11 protein-coding genes are annotated in these 17,436 nt (G+C 69.5%); 10 read left to right on the plus strand and 1 reads right to left on the minus strand.

Translation table 11 applies throughout. From position 1 onward, the window contains the following. Positions 1-134 precede the first annotated feature (134 nt). Positions 135-2,330, plus strand: a complete 2,196-nt coding sequence (locus ACJQWM_RS09985) for an EAL domain-containing protein (RefSeq protein ID WP_411306802.1) — start codon at positions 135-137, stop codon at positions 2,328-2,330. Positions 2,331-2,394: 64 nt separating this feature from the next. Further along, the gene (gene polA / locus ACJQWM_RS09990; protein ID WP_332704677.1) at positions 2,395-5,157 is read left to right on the plus strand and encodes a DNA polymerase I; all 2,763 of its coding nucleotides are present in this window, start codon (positions 2,395-2,397) and stop codon (positions 5,155-5,157) included. A gap of 337 nt (positions 5,158-5,494) precedes the next feature. On the opposite strand, the gene hemF is transcribed toward polA, so the two are convergent. Then, on the minus strand, positions 5,495-6,406 hold the full coding sequence (gene hemF / locus ACJQWM_RS09995; RefSeq protein WP_332704675.1) for an oxygen-dependent coproporphyrinogen oxidase: 912 nt from the start codon (positions 6,404-6,406) through the stop codon (positions 5,495-5,497). Between the two features lie 142 nt (positions 6,407-6,548). Between hemF and ACJQWM_RS10000 the strand changes: the two genes are divergently transcribed. From ACJQWM_RS10000 to ACJQWM_RS10035, 8 genes are all read left to right on the plus strand, one after another. Beyond that, positions 6,549-8,729 (plus strand): TonB-dependent siderophore receptor, encoded by a 2,181-nt coding sequence (locus tag ACJQWM_RS10000; RefSeq protein WP_332704673.1) that lies wholly within the window; start codon positions 6,549-6,551, stop codon positions 8,727-8,729. An 8-nt stretch (positions 8,730-8,737) separates the two neighbouring features. Further along, positions 8,738-9,883 (plus strand): PepSY-associated TM helix domain-containing protein, encoded by a 1,146-nt coding sequence (locus ACJQWM_RS10005; protein ID WP_332704671.1) that lies wholly within the window; start codon positions 8,738-8,740, stop codon positions 9,881-9,883. A gap of 334 nt (positions 9,884-10,217) precedes the next feature. Continuing rightward, positions 10,218-11,159 (plus strand): alpha/beta fold hydrolase, encoded by a 942-nt coding sequence (locus ACJQWM_RS10010; protein ID WP_411306808.1) that lies wholly within the window; start codon positions 10,218-10,220, stop codon positions 11,157-11,159. A 195-nt stretch (positions 11,160-11,354) separates the two neighbouring features. Beyond that, the gene (gene oleC, locus ACJQWM_RS10015) at positions 11,355-13,010 is read left to right on the plus strand and encodes an olefin beta-lactone synthetase (RefSeq protein WP_332704667.1); all 1,656 of its coding nucleotides are present in this window, start codon (positions 11,355-11,357) and stop codon (positions 13,008-13,010) included. 100 nt (positions 13,011-13,110) lie between these two features. Continuing rightward, positions 13,111-14,103, plus strand: coding sequence for a 2-alkyl-3-oxoalkanoate reductase (gene oleD / locus ACJQWM_RS10020; RefSeq protein WP_332704663.1), 993 nt, complete (start codon positions 13,111-13,113; stop codon positions 14,101-14,103). A 71-nt stretch (positions 14,104-14,174) separates the two neighbouring features. Then, positions 14,175-14,837, plus strand: a complete 663-nt coding sequence (locus ACJQWM_RS10025) for a ubiquinone biosynthesis accessory factor UbiJ (RefSeq protein ID WP_332704661.1) — start codon at positions 14,175-14,177, stop codon at positions 14,835-14,837. Then, positions 14,834-16,507: a ubiquinone biosynthesis regulatory protein kinase UbiB gene (gene ubiB, locus ACJQWM_RS10030; RefSeq protein WP_332704659.1), complete on the plus strand. Its 1,674-nt coding sequence runs from the start codon at positions 14,834-14,836 to the stop codon at positions 16,505-16,507. The genes ACJQWM_RS10025 and ubiB overlap by 4 nt, the downstream gene beginning before the upstream one ends. Positions 16,508-16,539: 32 nt before the next feature. Continuing rightward, positions 16,540-17,286, plus strand: coding sequence for a pseudouridine synthase (locus ACJQWM_RS10035; protein ID WP_332704658.1), 747 nt, complete (start codon positions 16,540-16,542; stop codon positions 17,284-17,286). Positions 17,287-17,436 lie beyond the last annotated feature (150 nt).

Genomic DNA, 17,436 nt, shown 5'->3' on the forward strand with positions numbered 1-17,436 from the left:
GCGGCACATCAACTGTTCAGCATTGTGCGGGACGCGCCAAGACCGCGGCCTTCAACGTCACGCGCTCTTGTTTTTGCCGCACCTAGTATTCGCTGGTGACCCTCGAAAGCCCCCCCTCATACGACCACCCACTCATGGCTGCACGCGGCCAGGACCTCGCTCGGTCCAATCCGGATCTCCAGGATCCGTTCAACGACTGGCACTTCGCCGACCTGATCGCGCTGGCGGCGCACATCTGCGGCACGAGGTCGGCGCTGCTCACGCTGCTGGATCCGGCCGGTCAGTGCAATCCGCTGGTGCTGGCCTGCTCGGGCGCGCGCGACGACGACCTCGTGCCGATCGTGGCGTTGACCAGCGACTTGGCCGTGCATGGCGAAACCACGGTGGTGAGCGACCTGCGCGCCGACCCGCGCCACGCGCAACACCCGGCCGTGCGCGGTGCACATGGCATCCGCTTCTGTGCGGGCGTCGCGCTGGTCACACCGACCGGACGACGCATCGGGATGCTGAGCGTGCTGGACCGCGAGCCGCGCTCGTTGACAGAAGGCCAGATCCACCGGCTGCAGCTGCTTGCCCGGCAGACCTCGACGGTGTTGCTGGCGCCGCAGATGCAACAGGACCTGGACCGCATGAAACAGGCCATTCGCCTGGTCAGCGACGACCACCAGGCGCAACTGACGCTGCGCTCCATCGGTGACGGCATCGTCACGGTCGACCCGACCGGGCACATCACCTTCATCAACACCCTGGCCGAACACATCACCGGCTGGAGCATGGCCGACGCGATCGGCAAGCGCCTGTCGCAGGTGGTCACGCTCAAGGACGAGGACGGCCAGACCTTCGTGGTGCCCGATATCGAGCAGGCCGGTTTCACCGCCAATCCGCTGTCGGCCAAGACCCTGCTGGTGCGCCGCGACGGCCACGAGATCTCGGTGGAGGGCACATTTGCACCGATCATCGCCGACGACCGCTCGCTGGCCGGCACCGTGTTCGCGTTCCGCAACGCCACCGTCGCGCGCAAGGTGGCGGCCGAGTTGAACCACCAGGCCACCCACGACCCGCTGACCGGGCTGGCCAACCGCCGCGCGCTGGAGCGGCGCATCGGCCAGGCGCTCAAGAGCGTCGTGGAGAGCGAGAGCGGGCACGCCTTGCTGTACCTCGACCTGGACCGGTTCAAGGTGGTCAACGACACCGCCGGGCACCTGGCCGGGGACGAGTTGCTGCGCCAGCTTTCCGGGCTGCTCAAGGAGCATCTGCGCGAGACCGACACCCTGGCGCGCCTGGGCGGCGACGAGTTCGGCGTGCTGCTGGAGAACTGCGATGCCGGCCACGCCGAGATGGTCGCCGAGAAGCTGCGCTCGACCGTCGACCAGTTCACCTACGTGTGGAAGGACCGCTCGTTCGACCTCGGCGTCAGCGTCGGCATGGTGAAGATCCAGGACGACTCGCTGTCGCTGACCGACATCCTCAGCCATGCCGACGAGGCCTGCTACGCGGCCAAGGCGCTGGGCCGCAACCGCGTGCAGATCTACGAGCCCGGCGAGCACGCGCGGGCGCAGCACCACACCGAGCACGAGTGGGTCGAGGAGATCAAGGCCGCGCTGAATGAGGACCGCATGTTCCTGTGCAGCCAGTCGATCGTCAGCGTCGGGCCGGCCGAGTCCAACGACCAGCCCGACGGCCACGTCGAGGTGCTGCTGCGCATGCGCGCGACCAACGGCGCAATCGTGCCGCCGATGGCGTTCATCCCGGCGGCCGAGCGTTACCGGTTGATGCCGGCGCTCGATCGCTGGGTGCTCGGCTCGGTGCTCGGCCACCTGGTCGATACCCCGGGCGATCGCCGCTTGTATGCGATCAACCTGTCGAGCGCGTCGCTGCTGGACGAGAGCTTCCCCGAGTTCGTGCGGACCGAGATCACCGGGCGCAGGGTGGCACCGGAGCGGATCTGCTTCGAGATCACCGAGAGCGTGGCGATCGCCCATCTCAGCCGTGCGATCGAGATGATCGGCGAGCTGCGCGAGTTCGGCTGCCTTTTCGCCATCGACGACTTCGGCAGCGGGATGTCCTCGTTCAACTACCTCAAGCACCTGCGGGTCGACTACCTCAAGATCGATGGCTCGCTGGTGCGGGGGGTGGTGCACGATCCGGTGCACTACGCGATGGTCGAGTCGATCAACCGGATCGGTCAGCTGATGGGGGTGCGCACGGTCGCGGAGTTCGTCGAGGACGACGCCACGCTGGAGGCGGTCCGGGCGATGGGCGTGGACTGCGCGCAGGGCTTCGGCGTGGCCCGACCCTACAGCATCGAGCGCGCCCAGGCGGCGGCCTGAGCGCGCGCCGGCCGGGCGCCGGCCGCCGGTCGTGGGCCAGCATCGCGCGGCGTAGAATCGCGTGATGAAACGACTCGTACTGATCGACGGCTCCAGCTATCTCTACCGCGCCTTCCATGCACTGCCGCCGCTGACCAACGATGCCGGCGAACCGACCGGCGCGCTGTTCGGCGTGGTCAACATGCTGCGCGCCACGCTGGCCGAGAAGCCCGATTTCGTCGCCTACGTGGTCGATGCGCCGGGCCGGACGTTCCGCGACGATCTCGACCCGCAGTACAAGGCCAACCGCCCGCCGATGCCCGACGAGCTGCGCGCACAGGTGCAGCCGATGTGCGACATCGTGCAGGCACTGGGTATCGACATCCTGCGCATCGACGGGGTCGAGGCCGACGACGTCATCGGCACGCTCGCCTCGCGTGCGGTGGCGGCCGGCATCGATGTCACCGTGTCGACCAGCGACAAGGATTTCGCCCAGCTGGTATGCCGCACCGAGGGCGGCGCCGGCATTGCGCTGGTCAACACCATGAGCGGCAGCCGGCTCGATTCGGATGAGGCGGTCATCGCCAAGTTCGGCGTGGCGCCCGCGCAGATCGTCGACTACCTGGCGCTGATGGGCGACAAGATCGACAACATCCCCGGCGTCGACAAGTGCGGGCCCAAGACCGCGGCCAAGTGGCTGGCCGAGTTCGGCAGCCTCGAGGGCGTCATCGCCCGGGCCGACGCGGTCAAGGGCAAGGTCGGCGACAACCTGCGCGCGGTGGTGCCGAGGTTGCCGCTCAACCGCGAACTGACCACGATCAGGACCGATCTCCAGCTGGGTTGCGGGCCGGCCGACCTGGTGCTGCGCGACCGCAACGCCGAAGTGCTGCGCGTGCTCTACGCGCGCTACGGTTTCAAGCAGGCGCTGCGCGATCTGGACGGCGGTGCGGCCAGCGACGGCGGCCTGCGCAACACCGCCGCCGGCTACGCGCGCTCGACCGGCGCGCCCGAAAGCGCGACCGATCCTGCGTTGTCCGCGCCCGGCGAATACGAGCTGGTGCTGGAGCGCGCGCAGCTCGACGGCTGGATCGCCCGCTTGCACGCCGCCGACGAGTTCGCATTCGACACCGAGACCGACTCGCTCGATGCGCTGTGTGCCAACCTGGTCGGGCTGAGCCTCGCGGTAGAGCCCGGCCGCGCGTGCTACATCCCGCTCGCGCACCAGTACCCGGGCGCGCCGCAGCAGCTCGATCGCGATCTCGTGCTGGACGCGTTGCGCCCGCTGCTGGCCGACCCCGACAAGCGCAAGATCGGCCAGCACGGCAAGTACGACCTGCACGTGCTGCGCTGCCACGGCGTCGACGTGCAGGGCTATGCCGACGACACCATGCTGCAGAGTTTCGTGTTCAACGCCACCGCCAGCCGCCACGACATGGACTCGCTGGCCAAGCGCTACCTCGGCATCGAGACGGTCAAGTACAGCGACGTCGCCGGCAAGGGCGCCAAGCAGATCCTGTTTTCGCAGGTCGCGCTGGACGACGCCACCGGCTACGCCGCCGAGGACGCCGACGTCACCCTGCGCCTGCACCGGCTGCTGTCGCCCAGGCTTGCGGCCGAGCCGGCACTGCTGCGCGTCTACCGCGAGATCGAGATGCCGCTGGTACCGGTGCTCGAACGCATCGAGGCGGTCGGGGTGATGATCGACATGGACGAGCTGCGCCGGCAGTCGGTCGACCTCGGGCGGCGCATGCTGGCGGCGCAACAGAAGGCCACCGAACTGGCCGGGCGCACGTTCAATCTCGATTCGCCCAAACAGGTCTGCGCGTTGCTGTTCGAGGAGCTCAGGCTGCCGGCGCTGGTCAAGACGCCGAAGGGCCAGCCGTCGGCCAACGAGGAGGCGCTGGAGGCGATCGCCGAGCTGCACGAACTGCCGCGCGTGATCCTGGAATACCGCGGGCTGGCCAAGTTGCGCAGCACCTACACCGACAAGCTGCCGGAAATGGTCAACGCACGTACCGGCCGCGTGCACACCAGCTACCACCAGGCCGGCGCCGCGACCGGACGGCTCGCCTCATCCGATCCCAACCTGCAGAACATCCCGATCCGCACCGCCGACGGCCGCCGCATCCGCAAGGCGTTCGTCGCGCCGCCCGGGCGCCGGATCGTCGCCTGCGACTACTCGCAGATCGAGCTGCGGATCATGGCGCACCTGTCGGAAGACCCGGCGCTGCTGCGCGCGTTTTCCTCCGGCGCCGATGTCCACCGCGCCACCGCCGCGGAGGTGTTCGGCAAGACCATCGAGACGGTCGAGCCGAACGAGCGCCGCGCCGCCAAGGCGATCAACTTCGGGCTGATGTACGGCATGAGCGCGTTCGGCCTGGCCAAGCAGCTCGGCGTCAGTCGCGGCGACGCGCAGGACTACATCGCGCTGTACTTCAACCGCTACCCCGGCGTGCGCGAGTTCATGGAGCGCACCCGCCAGCAGGCGCGCGAGCAGGGTTATGTCGAAACCGTGTTCGGCCGCCGCCTCTACCTGGAGCACATCGGTGCGCGCCAGCAGGGCCTGCGCGCCGGCGCCGAACGCGCCGCGATCAACGCGCCGATGCAGGGCAGCGCGGCGGACATCATCAAGCGCGCGATGATCGACATCCACGGCTGGCTGGCCGGCCATGCCAGCCGCGCGCTGATGGTGTTGCAGGTGCACGACGAACTGGTATTCGAGGCCGACGAGGACTTCGTCGAAACCCTGCTGGCCGAGGCCACCGCCCGCATGTCCAGCGCGGCCGAGTTGCGCGTGCCACTGGTGGTCGACAGCGGCGTCGGCGGCAGTTGGGAAGAAGCCCACTGAAATCGTGGCGGCCGGACGTTAGGGCCACGTTTGCCGAAGATGTCTGAATGAATCGGTACTGAATCCAACAGATTCTTAACAGAAATCTTCACGAACCATCCATGTGCACAGTGGTCTCATAGCCCGTGACAGGTGCAACGCCTGTCACATGATCTCTCCCTCCCCTGGAGTGATCCGGAGCGAAGGCCCCTCCCCAGGCCCAGCTCCACCAGCCCCGCCGGCCCCCCCTGCCTGCGGGGCTTTTTTATGTCCGGTATCAAACTCCGCCAGCGCCGGTTCCCGGTCGCGGGCATGGCCCGCTCCTACAAAAACTCGTGTGTCTTTCGCTCGCACACCCTCAACCCAGCTCCGCCAACCAGTCGCGCGCCCGCAAGTATTCCGCGAGCCGCGCCTCCGCGCTCCCCGGCTCCGGGACAAAGCCGTACTCCCACCGCACCAGCGGCGGCAGGCTCATCAGGATCGACTCGGTACGACCGCCCGATTGCAGGCCGAACAGGGTGCCGCGGTCGAGCACCAGGTTGAACTCGACGTAGCGCCCGCGCCGGTACAGCTGGAACTGCCGCTCGCGCTCGCCCGATGGCGTGGCCTTGCGGCGCTCGACCAGCGGCAGGTACGCATCGAGAAAGCCATCGCCGACCGCGCGCTGATAGGCGAAGTCGCGCTCGAAATCACCGTGCAGGTCATCGAAGAACAACCCGCCGACGCCGCGCGTTTCGTTGCGGTGCTTCAGCAAGAAGTATTCATCGCACCAGCGCTTGTGCGCCGCGTAACGCTCCGCGCCACCGAACGGCTCGCACAGCGCCCGCGCGGTGCGGTGCCAGTGCAGCACGTCCTCGTCGAACGGATAGAACGGCGTCAGGTCGAACCCGCCACCGAACCACCACGCCACCGTCTCGCCATCGCGCATCGCACGGAAGTGCCGCACGTTCGCATGCGTGGCCGGCAGGTAGGGATTGCGCGGATGCAACACCAACGACACCCCCACCGCCCGCCACGACGCGCCGGCCAATTCAGGGCGCGCCGCACTCGCCGACGGCGGCAGCGCCGAGCCCGACACATCCGAAAACCCCACCCCCGCCTGCTCGAACACCGCCCCCTCGCGCAGGATCCGCGTACGTCCGCCGCCGCCCTCCGGGCGCTGCCAGGCGTCCTCGGCGAAACGCGCAGCGCCATCGGCGCCTTCGACCGCCGTGCAGATGCGGTCCTGCAGGCCGGTGAGGTAGTCGCGTACGCGGGTGAAGTCGCTCATGCCGCGCATTTTAGACGAGCGCGTGGATCGGCATTCCGCGGCCGGCCAAGGCTTGCGCGGCGAAGTCACCGCGGCCGCCGCTCAGTTGCATTTGATAATCATTATCAATAACATCCGCGGCCCATCGACAGCTGCCGTTGCCATGATCTGCCTTTCGCACCGCCTGACCTTTGCCATCGCCGCGGCGCTCGCTGCTGCACCGTTCGCCGTAGTTGCGCAGCAGACCGATGCGTCCGCGGCACAGCCGTCGATCGCCACCACGTCCGCGGCCGATGTGGCCCCGACCGATCTCGACGCCATCCAGGTGGTCGGCCGTGCGCAGCGCCTGTACCGGGTCGAGGAAAGCAGCCTGGCCACGCGCACCGATACGCCGCTGGAGCTGGTGCCGCAGTCGGTGCAGGTGATCAACCGCGAGTTGATCGACGACCAGGCCGCGCGCCAAGTCACCGATCTCTACCGCAACATCAGCGGCGTCAGTTTCTTCAGCTACGCCGGCGTCGTGCTGCGCGGCTTCCGTCAGGAAAACGTGCTTTACGACGGCTTGCGTGGCGACCCGTACGCGGGCTTCTCGGTGCCGCAGCTGTTCAACATCCAGCGCGTCGAAGTGCTCAAGGGGCCGGCCGGTGCCGCGTACGGCTCGGGTGATCCCGGCGGCGTCATCAACTACGCCACCAAGAAGCCGACCGCCAGGGTGGAGCGCCAGTTGCGCCTGGAAATCGGCGACAACCAGTACCGCGCGGCCTCGATCGAGGCCAGCGGCCCACTCGACGCGCAGGGCCGCGTGCGCTACCGCGTCGGGGCGTATGCCGACCACGAATCGCCGTTCCGCTACAACACCGGGCAGGACAGCCGCATCGTCGATGCCGGCTTCGCGTTCGACGTCGGCGACAGCGGCGAACTGCTGCTGCAGTACACCGACCTGCAGCAGGACCTCGACGCCAACCGCCTGCGCGGCGTGCCGGTGAACGACGCGGGCGTGTTCCTCACCGACCGGCGCTGGAACACCAACGAGCCCACCGACTTCCTCAATCTCGATGCGCGCATCGGCCTGGCGCGCTACACCGTGTCCCCGCACGAGCGGGTCGATCTCGACCTCGCCGTGCGCTGGTTCGACAACGCCGAGCGCCAGCAGTATCACGAGTCCCGCGGCATCGGGCCCGACGGGCGCACGGTGCGTCGCGAGTTCCGCGACCAGGCGCGCGACGTCGAGGGCGTGACCGCCGCCGGCCATGCCACGGTGTACTTCGCCACCGGCGCCGCCGAGCACACGGTGCTGGTCGGCGGCGACGCGTTCCAGCTCGACTCGGACTTTCTCGGCCGCACCGCGGTCGGCGTCGAGCGTGGCGGCCCGGTGCCGGGGCTGGATCTGTTCGACCCGGTGTACGGGCTCAGCGGTGCGGCCGACTACGGCCTGGACACCTTGCCGTTCCGCACGCCCTCGCGCACCCGCAGCCGCCAGGACGGCCTCTACCTGCAGGACCAGGTGGCGCTGGGCCAGCGCTGGCACGTGCTGGCCGGCCTGCGCTGGGACCAATTCGAGAACGAGAACCGCGTCAGCGGCGAGCGCATGGAGGGCGACGATCTGACCTGGCGCTTGGGCGCCACGTTCGAAGCGACCGATGCGATCAACGTGTACGCCAGCACCGCCACCGGTTTCGTGCCGCAGTCCGCCCGCAGCCAGGATCCGCTCGCCGGCGGGCCGTTCGAGCCGGAGCGCAGCCGCCAGTGGGAGCTCGGCGCCAAGTCGAGCCTGGCCGATGGCCGCATCACGCTCAACGGCGCGGTGTACCGGATCGAACGCAGCAATGTGGTCCAGGCCACCGGGCTGGACGCCGGAAATGACGGTGTCGATGACCTGGCCGCGCTGGGCCTGGTGCGCAGCAACGGCTTCGAACTGGACCTGCTGGCCGACCTGACCCCGCGCTGGGTGCTGAACCTCGCCTACGGTTACAACGATGCCCGCGTGGTGCAGGGCAATCCCGCCGCCGCCGGCAACACCGCCGGTAACGGCAGCGACCGCTTCGCCAATGCGCCGCGCCACAAGCTCGGCCTGTGGACGCGCTACGACCTGCCGGCGATCGCCTCCTCGATCGCGTTCGGCGCGGACTACGTCGGCGATCGCATCAGCCTCAACAGCCAGGCGGTCAAGGCGTACACCATCTTCGACGCGAGCTGGCAGACGCAGTGGCGCGACTGGACGTTCCAGGCCAACGTCAAGAACCTGTTCGACAAGGTCTACGCCGCCAGCGGCTTCATTCAGCGCACCGGTCACTTCCCGGGTGAGCCGCGGCGCGTGTACCTGCAGGCGCGCTACAACTTCTGAGCCATCGCTTGAGCGCGCAATCGCACCCGCTGCCGTCGCCAGGCGCAGCCGCCGACAAGACATCGCGGCGCGTGTGGTTCGACATCCACAGCTGGGTCGGGCTGAAGCTCAGCGTGCTGATGGCGTTCGTGTGCCTCACCGGCACGCTGGCGGTGTTTTCGTACGAGATCGACTGGGCGCTGCATCCGGAAATGCGGGTGCAGCCGGCGCCGCAGCGCGCCAGCTGGGGGGCGATGGTCGACGCGGTCCAGCGTGGCTACCCCGACTGGCAGTTCAACGCGCTGTCGGCGCCGCGCGGTCCGCGCTCGGCGGCGATGGCGAGCATGGCCACCCCGGCCGGCCGGCTGCGCTTCGTCTGGGTCGATCCGTACCGCGGCACCGTCACCGGCGACACCCACTGGTTCAACGCCCAGCGGTTCTTCCGCAACACCCATCGGCACCTGATGATGCCGGTCAAGTTCGGCGTGCCGATCGTCTCCGCGCTCGCACTCGCCCTGGCCGCGACGCTGGTGACCAGTCTGGTGATCTACAAGCGCTGGTGGCGCGGGTTCTTCACGCGGCCGCGGCCGGAGCGCCAGCGTCGCCTGTGGGGCGATGTGCATCGGCTGCTCGGCGTATGGAGCCTGTGGTTCGTGGCGCTGATCGCGGCGACCGGGCTGTGGTATCTGGTCGAATCGCTCGGAGGCGGTGCCGGAGGGCAGCCCCGGGTGCTGCCCGACGCCCCCACGGAGACGGCGACTGCGACGATCACGCCGGCGGCGGTCGACCGTGCGGTCGCGCGTGCGCGTCAGGACTGGCCCGATCTGGACGTGCGCCGCCTCGGCCTGTCCGAACGCGGGCTGGTCATCGAAGGCCAGGCGCAGGCGTGGCTGGTGCGCGACCGCGCCAATGCCGTCGGCTTCGATCCGGCGGGCAGGCGCGCATTCGGTCGTCGCGACGGCCGCGAGCTCGGCGTCCACCATCGGATTGCGGAGATGGCCGACCCGCTGCATTTCGGCACCTTCGGCGGCCTGGCCACGCAGCTGCTGTGGTTCGTGTTCGGTCTGGCGCTGACCGGGCTGAGCGTCAGCGGCGTGTACCTGTATGGCCTGCGCGTGGCCGATGCCCTGCGTGCGCAGGCACGCCGGTCGCAGCGTGCGGGTGTGCCGCGATGACCGCGCCGCGCGATGCCTGGCGCCTGGGCTGGCGCGGCATGGGGCGCTGGCGCTGGCTGTGCCTGGCGTTGGTGGTCGCCGCGTTCGTGCTGCTTCCGCAGGAACTGATGCGTTAGCCGCTGCAGGCGGCGCGGATCCTCATGAGGAGGGTCGCGCTGCCATCGCGACCGGTAGCCGCCGTTGGTCTGAGCGAAGCCCAGTCCGGGAGCAGGGCTCGTTGTTCGACGCTGCCTGCCTCGGCGATGGGCCGTCCAGGGCAATGGTCGTCATAATTGGCCGCTCGCCCGGTCGCGCCGCCCCCGGCGTGCGGGCGCCACGCCAAGAGCCGATGGACCTGCAGACCTTCCCCGACTATCCCTTCACCCCGCGGCGTTTCCAAGTGCGCCCCGGCATCGCGATGAGCTACCTCGACGAGGGTCCGCGCGAGGGCGAGGTGGTGCTGATGCTGCACGGCAACCCGTCGTGGAGTTACTACTGGCGCAAGCTGGTATCGGGGCTGAGCGGTCCGGCTTCCGCCGAGGGTGGCTCCGGCAAAGGCTACCGCTGCATCGTGCCGGACCATGTCGGCATGGGGCTGTCGGACAAGCCCGACGATGCGGCTTACACCTACACGCTGCAGTCGCGGATCGAGGACCTGGACCGCCTGCTGGAGCAGCTCGGGATCGGCGAGGACATCACCCTGGCGGTGCACGACTGGGGCGGCATGATCGGCTTCGGCTGGGCGCTGCAGCAGGCGCGCCGGATCAAGCGGCTGGTGATCCTCAACACCGCGGCATTCCCGCTGCCGGCGGCCAAGCCGATGCCGTGGCAGCTCAAGCTCGGGCGCGACTACAACCTGGGAGCGCTGGCGATCCGCGGGTTCAACGCGTTCGCCGCGGGTGCCGCGCGGGTCGGGACCCGCCGGCCGATGCCGCAGGACGTGCGCGCCGCCTATCTCGCGCCGTACGACAGCTGGGCCAACCGCATCGCGACCTTGCGCTTCGTGCAGGACATTCCGCTGTCGCCGCGCGATCGCGCCTGGAGCCTGGTCGAACGTGCCGGGCAGACGCTGCCGGAATTCGCCGACCGGCCGGCGTTCATCGGTTGGGGGCTGCGCGACTTCGTGTTCGACCGGCACTTCCTCGAAGGGTTCACCACGGCGCTGCCGAACGCGCAGGTGCATGCGTTCGAGGATGCGGGGCATTACGTGCTGGAGGACAAGGCCGAGGTGCTGGTGCCGGCGATCCGCGGCTTCCTGGATTCCCATCGGCCGAGACCTGCGCCGGTTCGCGGCTGAAGCCGCTTCTACCGGCTCAGTGGGGGCCAAGCTGTTGTAGAGCCGAGCTTGCTCGGCTGCGTAGTGGCCGCGGGCGAACAGCAGCCGAGCAAGCTCGGCTCTACGCAAGCGTGGTGCTTCTGTAGGTGCGCCCATGCCTCCGCAAGCATGGGCGCTCCTAAAGGGGAGTATTGAAGCGCTCGCTACAATCTGCGCATGAGCGAAGACTGCAATATCGCGGCGGCGCTGCCGCGCTTGGCCGCCGCGCAGCCCGATCGCATCGCGATGCGCTGCCCCGGTACGCGCGGAGCCGATGGACTGGCGCGCTACGACCTCACCCTGACCTATGCCGAACTCGAGTCGCGCAGCAACGCGATCGCGGCGGGGCTGGCGCTGCGCGGCATTGTGCAGGGCACGCGCACGGTGGTGATGGTGCGGCCCTCGCCGGAATTCTTTTTGCTGATGTTCGCGCTGTTCAAGGCCGGCGCCGTGCCGGTGCTGGTCGATCCGGGCATCGACCGGCGCGCCTTGAAGCAGTGCCTCGGTGAGGCGCAGCCGCAGGCGTTCATCGGCATCCCGCTGGCGCATGTGGCGCGGGTGCTGCTGGGCTGGGCCAGGTCGGCGCGCATCCGCATCACCACCGGTCGCCGCGCATGGTGGAGCGAGGCCACATTGGCGCAGGTCGAACGCGACGGGGCCGCGGCCGCGCCGCCACCCCAAGCCCGGACCGGACCCGATGACATCGCCGCGATCCTGTTCACCAGCGGCTCGACCGGGGTGCCCAAGGGCGTGGTGTACCGGCACCGGCATTTCGTCGCGCAGATCGGGATGCTCGGCGAGGCATTCGGGATCGCGCCAGGCGGGGTCGACCTGCCGACCTTCCCGCCGTTCGCGCTGTTCGATCCGGCGCTGGGGCTGACCTCGGTGATCCCCGACATGGACCCGACCCGGCCGGCGCGCGCCGATCCGCGCAAGCTGCACGACGCGATCACACGATTCGGCGTCGACCAGCTGTTCGGCTCGCCGGCGCTGATGGGTGTGCTGGCCGCGCACGGAATGCCTTTGGAGGGCGTGAAGCGGGTGATGTCGGCCGGCGCGCCGGTGCCGCCGGAGACGGTCGCGCGCCTGCGCGAACTGCTGCCGGATGATGCGCAGCTCTGGACCCCGTACGGCGCGACCGAATGCCTGCCGGTCGCGGTGATCGAGGGCCGCGAGCTGCAGGCCACGCGCACCGCGACCGAGCGCGGCGCCGGTACCTGCGTCGGACGCGCGGTGGCGCCTAACGAGGTGCGCATCATCGGGATCGACGACGCACCGATCGCGCAGTGGTCGGACGGGCTGCTGGTGGACGCTGGCGTGATCGGCGAGATCACCGTCGCCGGGCCGACCGTGACCGACAGCTACTTCAACCGCGACGCGGCGACACGGCTGGCCAAAATCGGCGAGCGTGGTGCTGATGGCGAGGAGCGCGTCGTGCACCGCATGGGCGATGTCGGCTACCTCGATGGCGAGGGGCGGCTGTGGTTCTGCGGGCGCAAGTCGCATCGGGTCGAGACGGCGCAGGGGCCGCTGTACACCGAGCAGGTCGAGCCGGTGTTCAACACTCATCCGCAGGTGCGGCGTACGGCGCTGGTCGGGGTGGGCACGGCGGGAATGCAGCTGCCGGTACTTTGCGTCGAATTGGCCGAGGGCGTGCCGCGCGGCGAGTGGCGGCGGATCGAAGGCGAGCTGCGGGGGATTGGCGCTGCATTCGCGCACACGGCGCGGATCGGGCGGTTCCTGCGGCACCCGGGGTTTCCGGTGGACATCCGGCACAACGCGAAGATCGGGCGCGAGAAGCTCGCGCTGTGGGCGAGCAAACGGGTTTTGTAGGAGCGGCTTCAGCCGCGATCGTGGATCAGTGCGGGCGCAGGACCAGGGGCTCGCGGCTGAAGCCGCTCCTACAGAAAGCATTGGATGTTTCGGGAGGCGAATGAAAATTCTGGTGACCGGCGGTGGCGGCTTTCTCGGTCAGGCCCTGTGCCGCGGTCTGCGCGAGCGCGGCCACGAAGTGGTCAGCTTCAGCCGCGGCCACTATCCGGCGCTCGATGCGCTCGGCGTGACGCAAGTGCAGGGAGATCTTGCGCAGCGCGATGCGGTGATCGCCGCGGCGCAGGGTTGCGATGCGGTGTTCCACAACGCCGCCAAGGCCGGCGCGTGGGGCAGCTACCAGAGCTATCACGCGGCCAACGTGCTCGGCACCCGGCACGTCATCGATGCCTGCCGCGAACACCGCCTCGGCCGGCTGGTCTACACCTCCACGCCCAGCGTCACCCACCGCGCGACCCGTCCAGTCCAGGGCGGCACCGCCGAGGACGTGCCCTACGGCGAGCACTTCAAGGCGCCGTATGCGGCGACCAAGAAGATCGCCGAGCAGGCGGTGCTGGCCGCCAATGACGCGTCGCTGGCCACCGTCGCGTTGCGGCCGCGGCTGATCTGGGGCGTGGGCGACAACCAGTTGCTGCCGCGGCTGGTCGAACGCGCCCGCGCGGGACGGCTGCGTCTTGTCGGCGACGGCGAGAACCTGGTCGATACCACCTACATCGATAATGCGGCGCAGGCACATTTCGACGCATTCGAGCACCTCGCGCCCGGCGCGGCATGCGCGGGGCGTGCCTACTTCATCAGCAATGGCGATCCGAAAACCATGCGCGAGACGCTCAACGGCCTGCTCGCCGCGGTCGGCGCGCCCCAGGTCGACAGGACCGTCCCGTTCGGCGTGGCCTATGCCGCCGGCGCGGTGTGCGAAGGCCTGTGGCGCGCGCTGCCGCTGCAGGGCGAGCCGCCGATGACGCGCTTCCTCGCCGAGCAACTGGCGACCACGCACTGGTACGACATGGCCCCGCCGCGGCGCGACTTCGGCTACGTGCCGCAGGTGACGTTCGCGCAGGGGTTGCAGCGGCTGCAGGCCAACGCGACCCCGTAGTGCCGAGCTTGCTCGGCATGGAAGGCATGCGGCGGAGGGCTGCCGAGCGAGCTCGGCACTACAATGCGGGCATGAGCCCACGTGCGACGCCGTTCCCATCCCTCAAGCCGCTGGCCGGGCGCACGCTGGAGGCCGCGCTGAACCGTGCGCTGGCGCTGGATCCGGAAACCCGCGACGCCCTGCGCAGCCTCGACGGCCGCCGCGTCGCCCTGCACCTCGCCAACCCCCCGCTGGCGCTGCAGGTGAGGGTCGCAGGCGAGCGCCTGGAGGTCGGCCCGGTGGATGCCGCCGACGCGCCCGACCTGTCGGTGCGCAGCACGCTGGGCGGGCTGATCTCGCAGCTGCCCGGCTTGATCGGCATGGGCTCGCGCGACGACAACGCCCCGCCGGTGGGCCGGCTGCGGATCGAAGGCGATGCCGACCTTGCGCGGCGCCTGCAGAAGCTCGCCGGACGCTTCGATCCGGACTGGCAGCAGCCGTTCGCGGCGGTGTTCGGCGACGTGCTCGGCGTGCAGGTCGCCAATGCGCTCGCCGACGGACTGCGCCATGCGCGCGGCGCGGCGGCGGCGCTGGCGACCAATGCGGCCGAGTTCGTCACCGAGGAGTCGCGTGACGTCGTCGCACGCGCCGAGCTGGAGGCCTTCCACGACGATGTCGACGCCTTGCGCGACGGCGTCGAACGCATCGCCGCTCGCGTTGCGCGGTTGCACGCCGGCACGGAGGGCTCCGCATGAAATCCGCGTTGCGGGCCTGGCGCATCGGGCGGGTGCTGTTGCGCTACCGGCTCGACGACCTGCTCGACGGCACGCCGGTGGAGCGCTGGCTGAAGCTGGCGCGGCCGTTCGTGCCGCGCGCCTCGCGCGAGATCGCGGCGATGTCGCGCGGTGCTCGCCTGCGCCTGGCGCTGCAGGAGCTGGGGCCGATCTTCGTCAAGTTCGGGCAGATCCTCTCGACCCGGCGCGACCTGGTGCCGCCCGACGTCGCCGAGGAGCTCTCGCAGCTCCAGGATCGCGTCGCCCCGTTCGACGGTGACGCTGCGCGCGCGATCGTGGAGAAGGCGCTCGACATGCCGATCACCCAGGCATTCGAGCAGTTCGACACCACGCCGCTGGCCTCGGCCTCGATTGCGCAGGTGCACGCCGCGATCCTGCCACCGGCCGGTGACCGGCCGGCGCGCGAGGTCGTGGTCAAGGTGCTGCGGCCCGACATCGAGCGCCAGATCGCCGGCGACATCTCGCTGCTCAACGCGATTGCCGCGGTGGTCGACCGCACCCATCCCAGCGCCGACAAGATCCGCCCGCGCGAGATCGTGCGCGAGATTGAAAGCACCCTGGCGGCTGAGCTCGACCTGCAGCGCGAAGGTGCCAACGCCAGCGTGCTGCGCCGCTTCTGGCTGGATACCGACGACCTGTACGTGCCGGAGGTGATCTGGTCGCACACCGGCGAGCGTGCGCTGACCCTGGAACGCGTGCGCGGCATTCCCTCCGATGACATCGAGGCGCTCGACGCCGCCGGCATCGACCGCCACGCACTCGCCGCCAAGGGCGTGCGGGTGTTCTACACCCAGGTGTTCCGCGACAACTTCTTCCATGCCGATGCGCACGCCGGCAACATCTGGGTTGACAGCGATCCGGCGCGCCGCGCCAACCCGCGTTTCATCGCGCTGGACTTCGGCATCATGGGCCAGCTCTCCGACGAGGATCAGTACTACCTCGCCGAGAACTTCATGGCGATCTTCAACCGCGACTACCGCCGCATCGCCGAGCTGCACGTGCAGGCCGGCTGGATGCCGGCGCACGTGCGGATCGACGAGCTGGAGGCGGCCACGCGCGCGGTGTGCGAGCCGTACTTCACCCGGCCGCTCAGCGAGATCTCGCTGGCCGAGGTGCTGGTCAAGCTGTTCCGCACCGCGCAGCGCTACGAGCTCACGCTGCAGCCGCAGCTGATCCTGTTGCAGAAGACCCTGCTCAACATCGAGGGGGTGGGGCGCCTGCTCGATCCGAAACTCGACATCTGGGCGGTCGCGCAGCCGGTGCTGCAGCGAATCCTGGTCGAGCGCTATAGCCCCAGGCGGCTGGCCTCGGAATTCCGCAAGCGCCTGCCGGAGCTGGTGACCCACGCCCCGCAGATGCCGCGGCTGCTGCACGCCTGGCTGACCCAGCAGGTCGAGGGGCGGCACGAGCTGCGGATGCGCTCGGAGGATCTGGCCGAGCTGTCGCGAGCGGTCCACGCGGCGCAGCGGCGCACGGTCGCGGCGATCCTCGGCATGGGGCTGCTGATCGTGGCGGTGGTGCTGTACGGGATGGATGCCGGCGGACCTCGGCTGTGGTCGGTCCCGGCGTCGTCGTGGATCGCCGGCCTTGGCGGGCTGTGGGCGCTGCTGGCGGCCTGGCCACGGCGTTGAGCTGACCCTCCCGCCCGAGCTGCTGCGTGCGCATGCCCGAACCGCCACCATCCGCCGCGTCGTGCGCGACCGCCTTGCCGGTGCTGTACGCCGACGATGCGCTTGCGGTGGTCGACAAGTCCGCCGGGCTGATGGTCCACGACAGCGCGCTCGCCCGCGGCGAGACCGACTTTGCCGCCGACCGCCTGCGCGAGCAGTTCGGCAGGCCGATCTTCCTGGTGCACCGGCTTGACCGCGCGACCAGCGGCTGCCTGCTGCTGGCATTCGATCGGGAGACCGCATCGAGGCTCGGCAAGATGCTGATGTCGCAGGAGGTCGAGCCCGGCGGCGCGTTCGAGAAAGACTACTGGGCGATCTGCCGCGGCTGGCCGGCGCCGGAGTTCGAGGTCGACCACGCGCTGGACGGCGGGCCCGGCAAACCGCTGAAGAAGCCGGCGGTCACGCGCTTCCAGCGCCTGGCGACCACCGAACTGGCGCTACCGTCATCGGGCTTCGACACTTCACGCTATGCGCTGCTGCGCGCGCAACCGCAGACCGGCCGCTTCCGTCAGATCCGGCGGCATCTCAAGCATGTCTCGCATCACCTGATCGGCGACAGCAGCCATGGCGACGGCCGCCACAACCGCAACTTCCGCACGCTCGGGATCCACCGAATGTTGCTGCATGCGCAGCGGCTGACGTTCACGCATCCGCACACTGGCACGCGCATCCAGGTGCAGGCGCCGCCGGATGTGCAGTTCGAACGCGCGCTGGCGTTGTTCGAAGGCGGCGTCACGTAGAGCCGAGCTTGCTCGGCTGCTCTTCCGGCCGCGCATCGCAGCCGCGGCTGGCGCGACGACTGCGAAGGGCGGAGCGAATCTCCCCCAATCCCTCTTTTCCAAAGAGGGGAGCCAGGCGGTGGCCGCAGAAGATCGAGCGCAACGAAATCC

The sequence above is a fragment of the Novilysobacter longmucuonensis genome, from assembly GCF_046600735.1.
GTDB lineage: Bacteria > Pseudomonadota > Gammaproteobacteria > Xanthomonadales > Xanthomonadaceae > Novilysobacter_A > Novilysobacter_A longmucuonensis.

Bases quoted from the DNA above. Each gene is read 5' to 3' on its own strand.
- ACJQWM_RS09985 (WP_411306802.1), top strand. From the start codon at position 135: ATGGCTGCACGCGGCCAGGACCTCGCTCGGTCCAATCCGGATCTCCAG.
- polA (WP_332704677.1), top strand. From the start codon at position 2,395: ATGAAACGACTCGTACTGATCGACGGCTCCAGCTATCTCTACCGCGCC.
- hemF (WP_332704675.1), bottom strand. From the start codon at position 6,406: ATGAGCGACTTCACCCGCGTACGCGACTACCTCACCGGCCTGCAGGAC.
- ACJQWM_RS10000 (WP_332704673.1), top strand. From the start codon at position 6,549: ATGATCTGCCTTTCGCACCGCCTGACCTTTGCCATCGCCGCGGCGCTC.
- oleC (WP_332704667.1), top strand. From the start codon at position 11,355: ATGAGCGAAGACTGCAATATCGCGGCGGCGCTGCCGCGCTTGGCCGCC.
- oleD (WP_332704663.1), top strand. From the start codon at position 13,111: ATGAAAATTCTGGTGACCGGCGGTGGCGGCTTTCTCGGTCAGGCCCTG.
- ACJQWM_RS10025 (WP_332704661.1), top strand. From the start codon at position 14,175: ATGAGCCCACGTGCGACGCCGTTCCCATCCCTCAAGCCGCTGGCCGGG.
- ubiB (WP_332704659.1), top strand. From the start codon at position 14,834: ATGAAATCCGCGTTGCGGGCCTGGCGCATCGGGCGGGTGCTGTTGCGC.
- ACJQWM_RS10035 (WP_332704658.1), top strand. From the start codon at position 16,540: ATGCCCGAACCGCCACCATCCGCCGCGTCGTGCGCGACCGCCTTGCCG.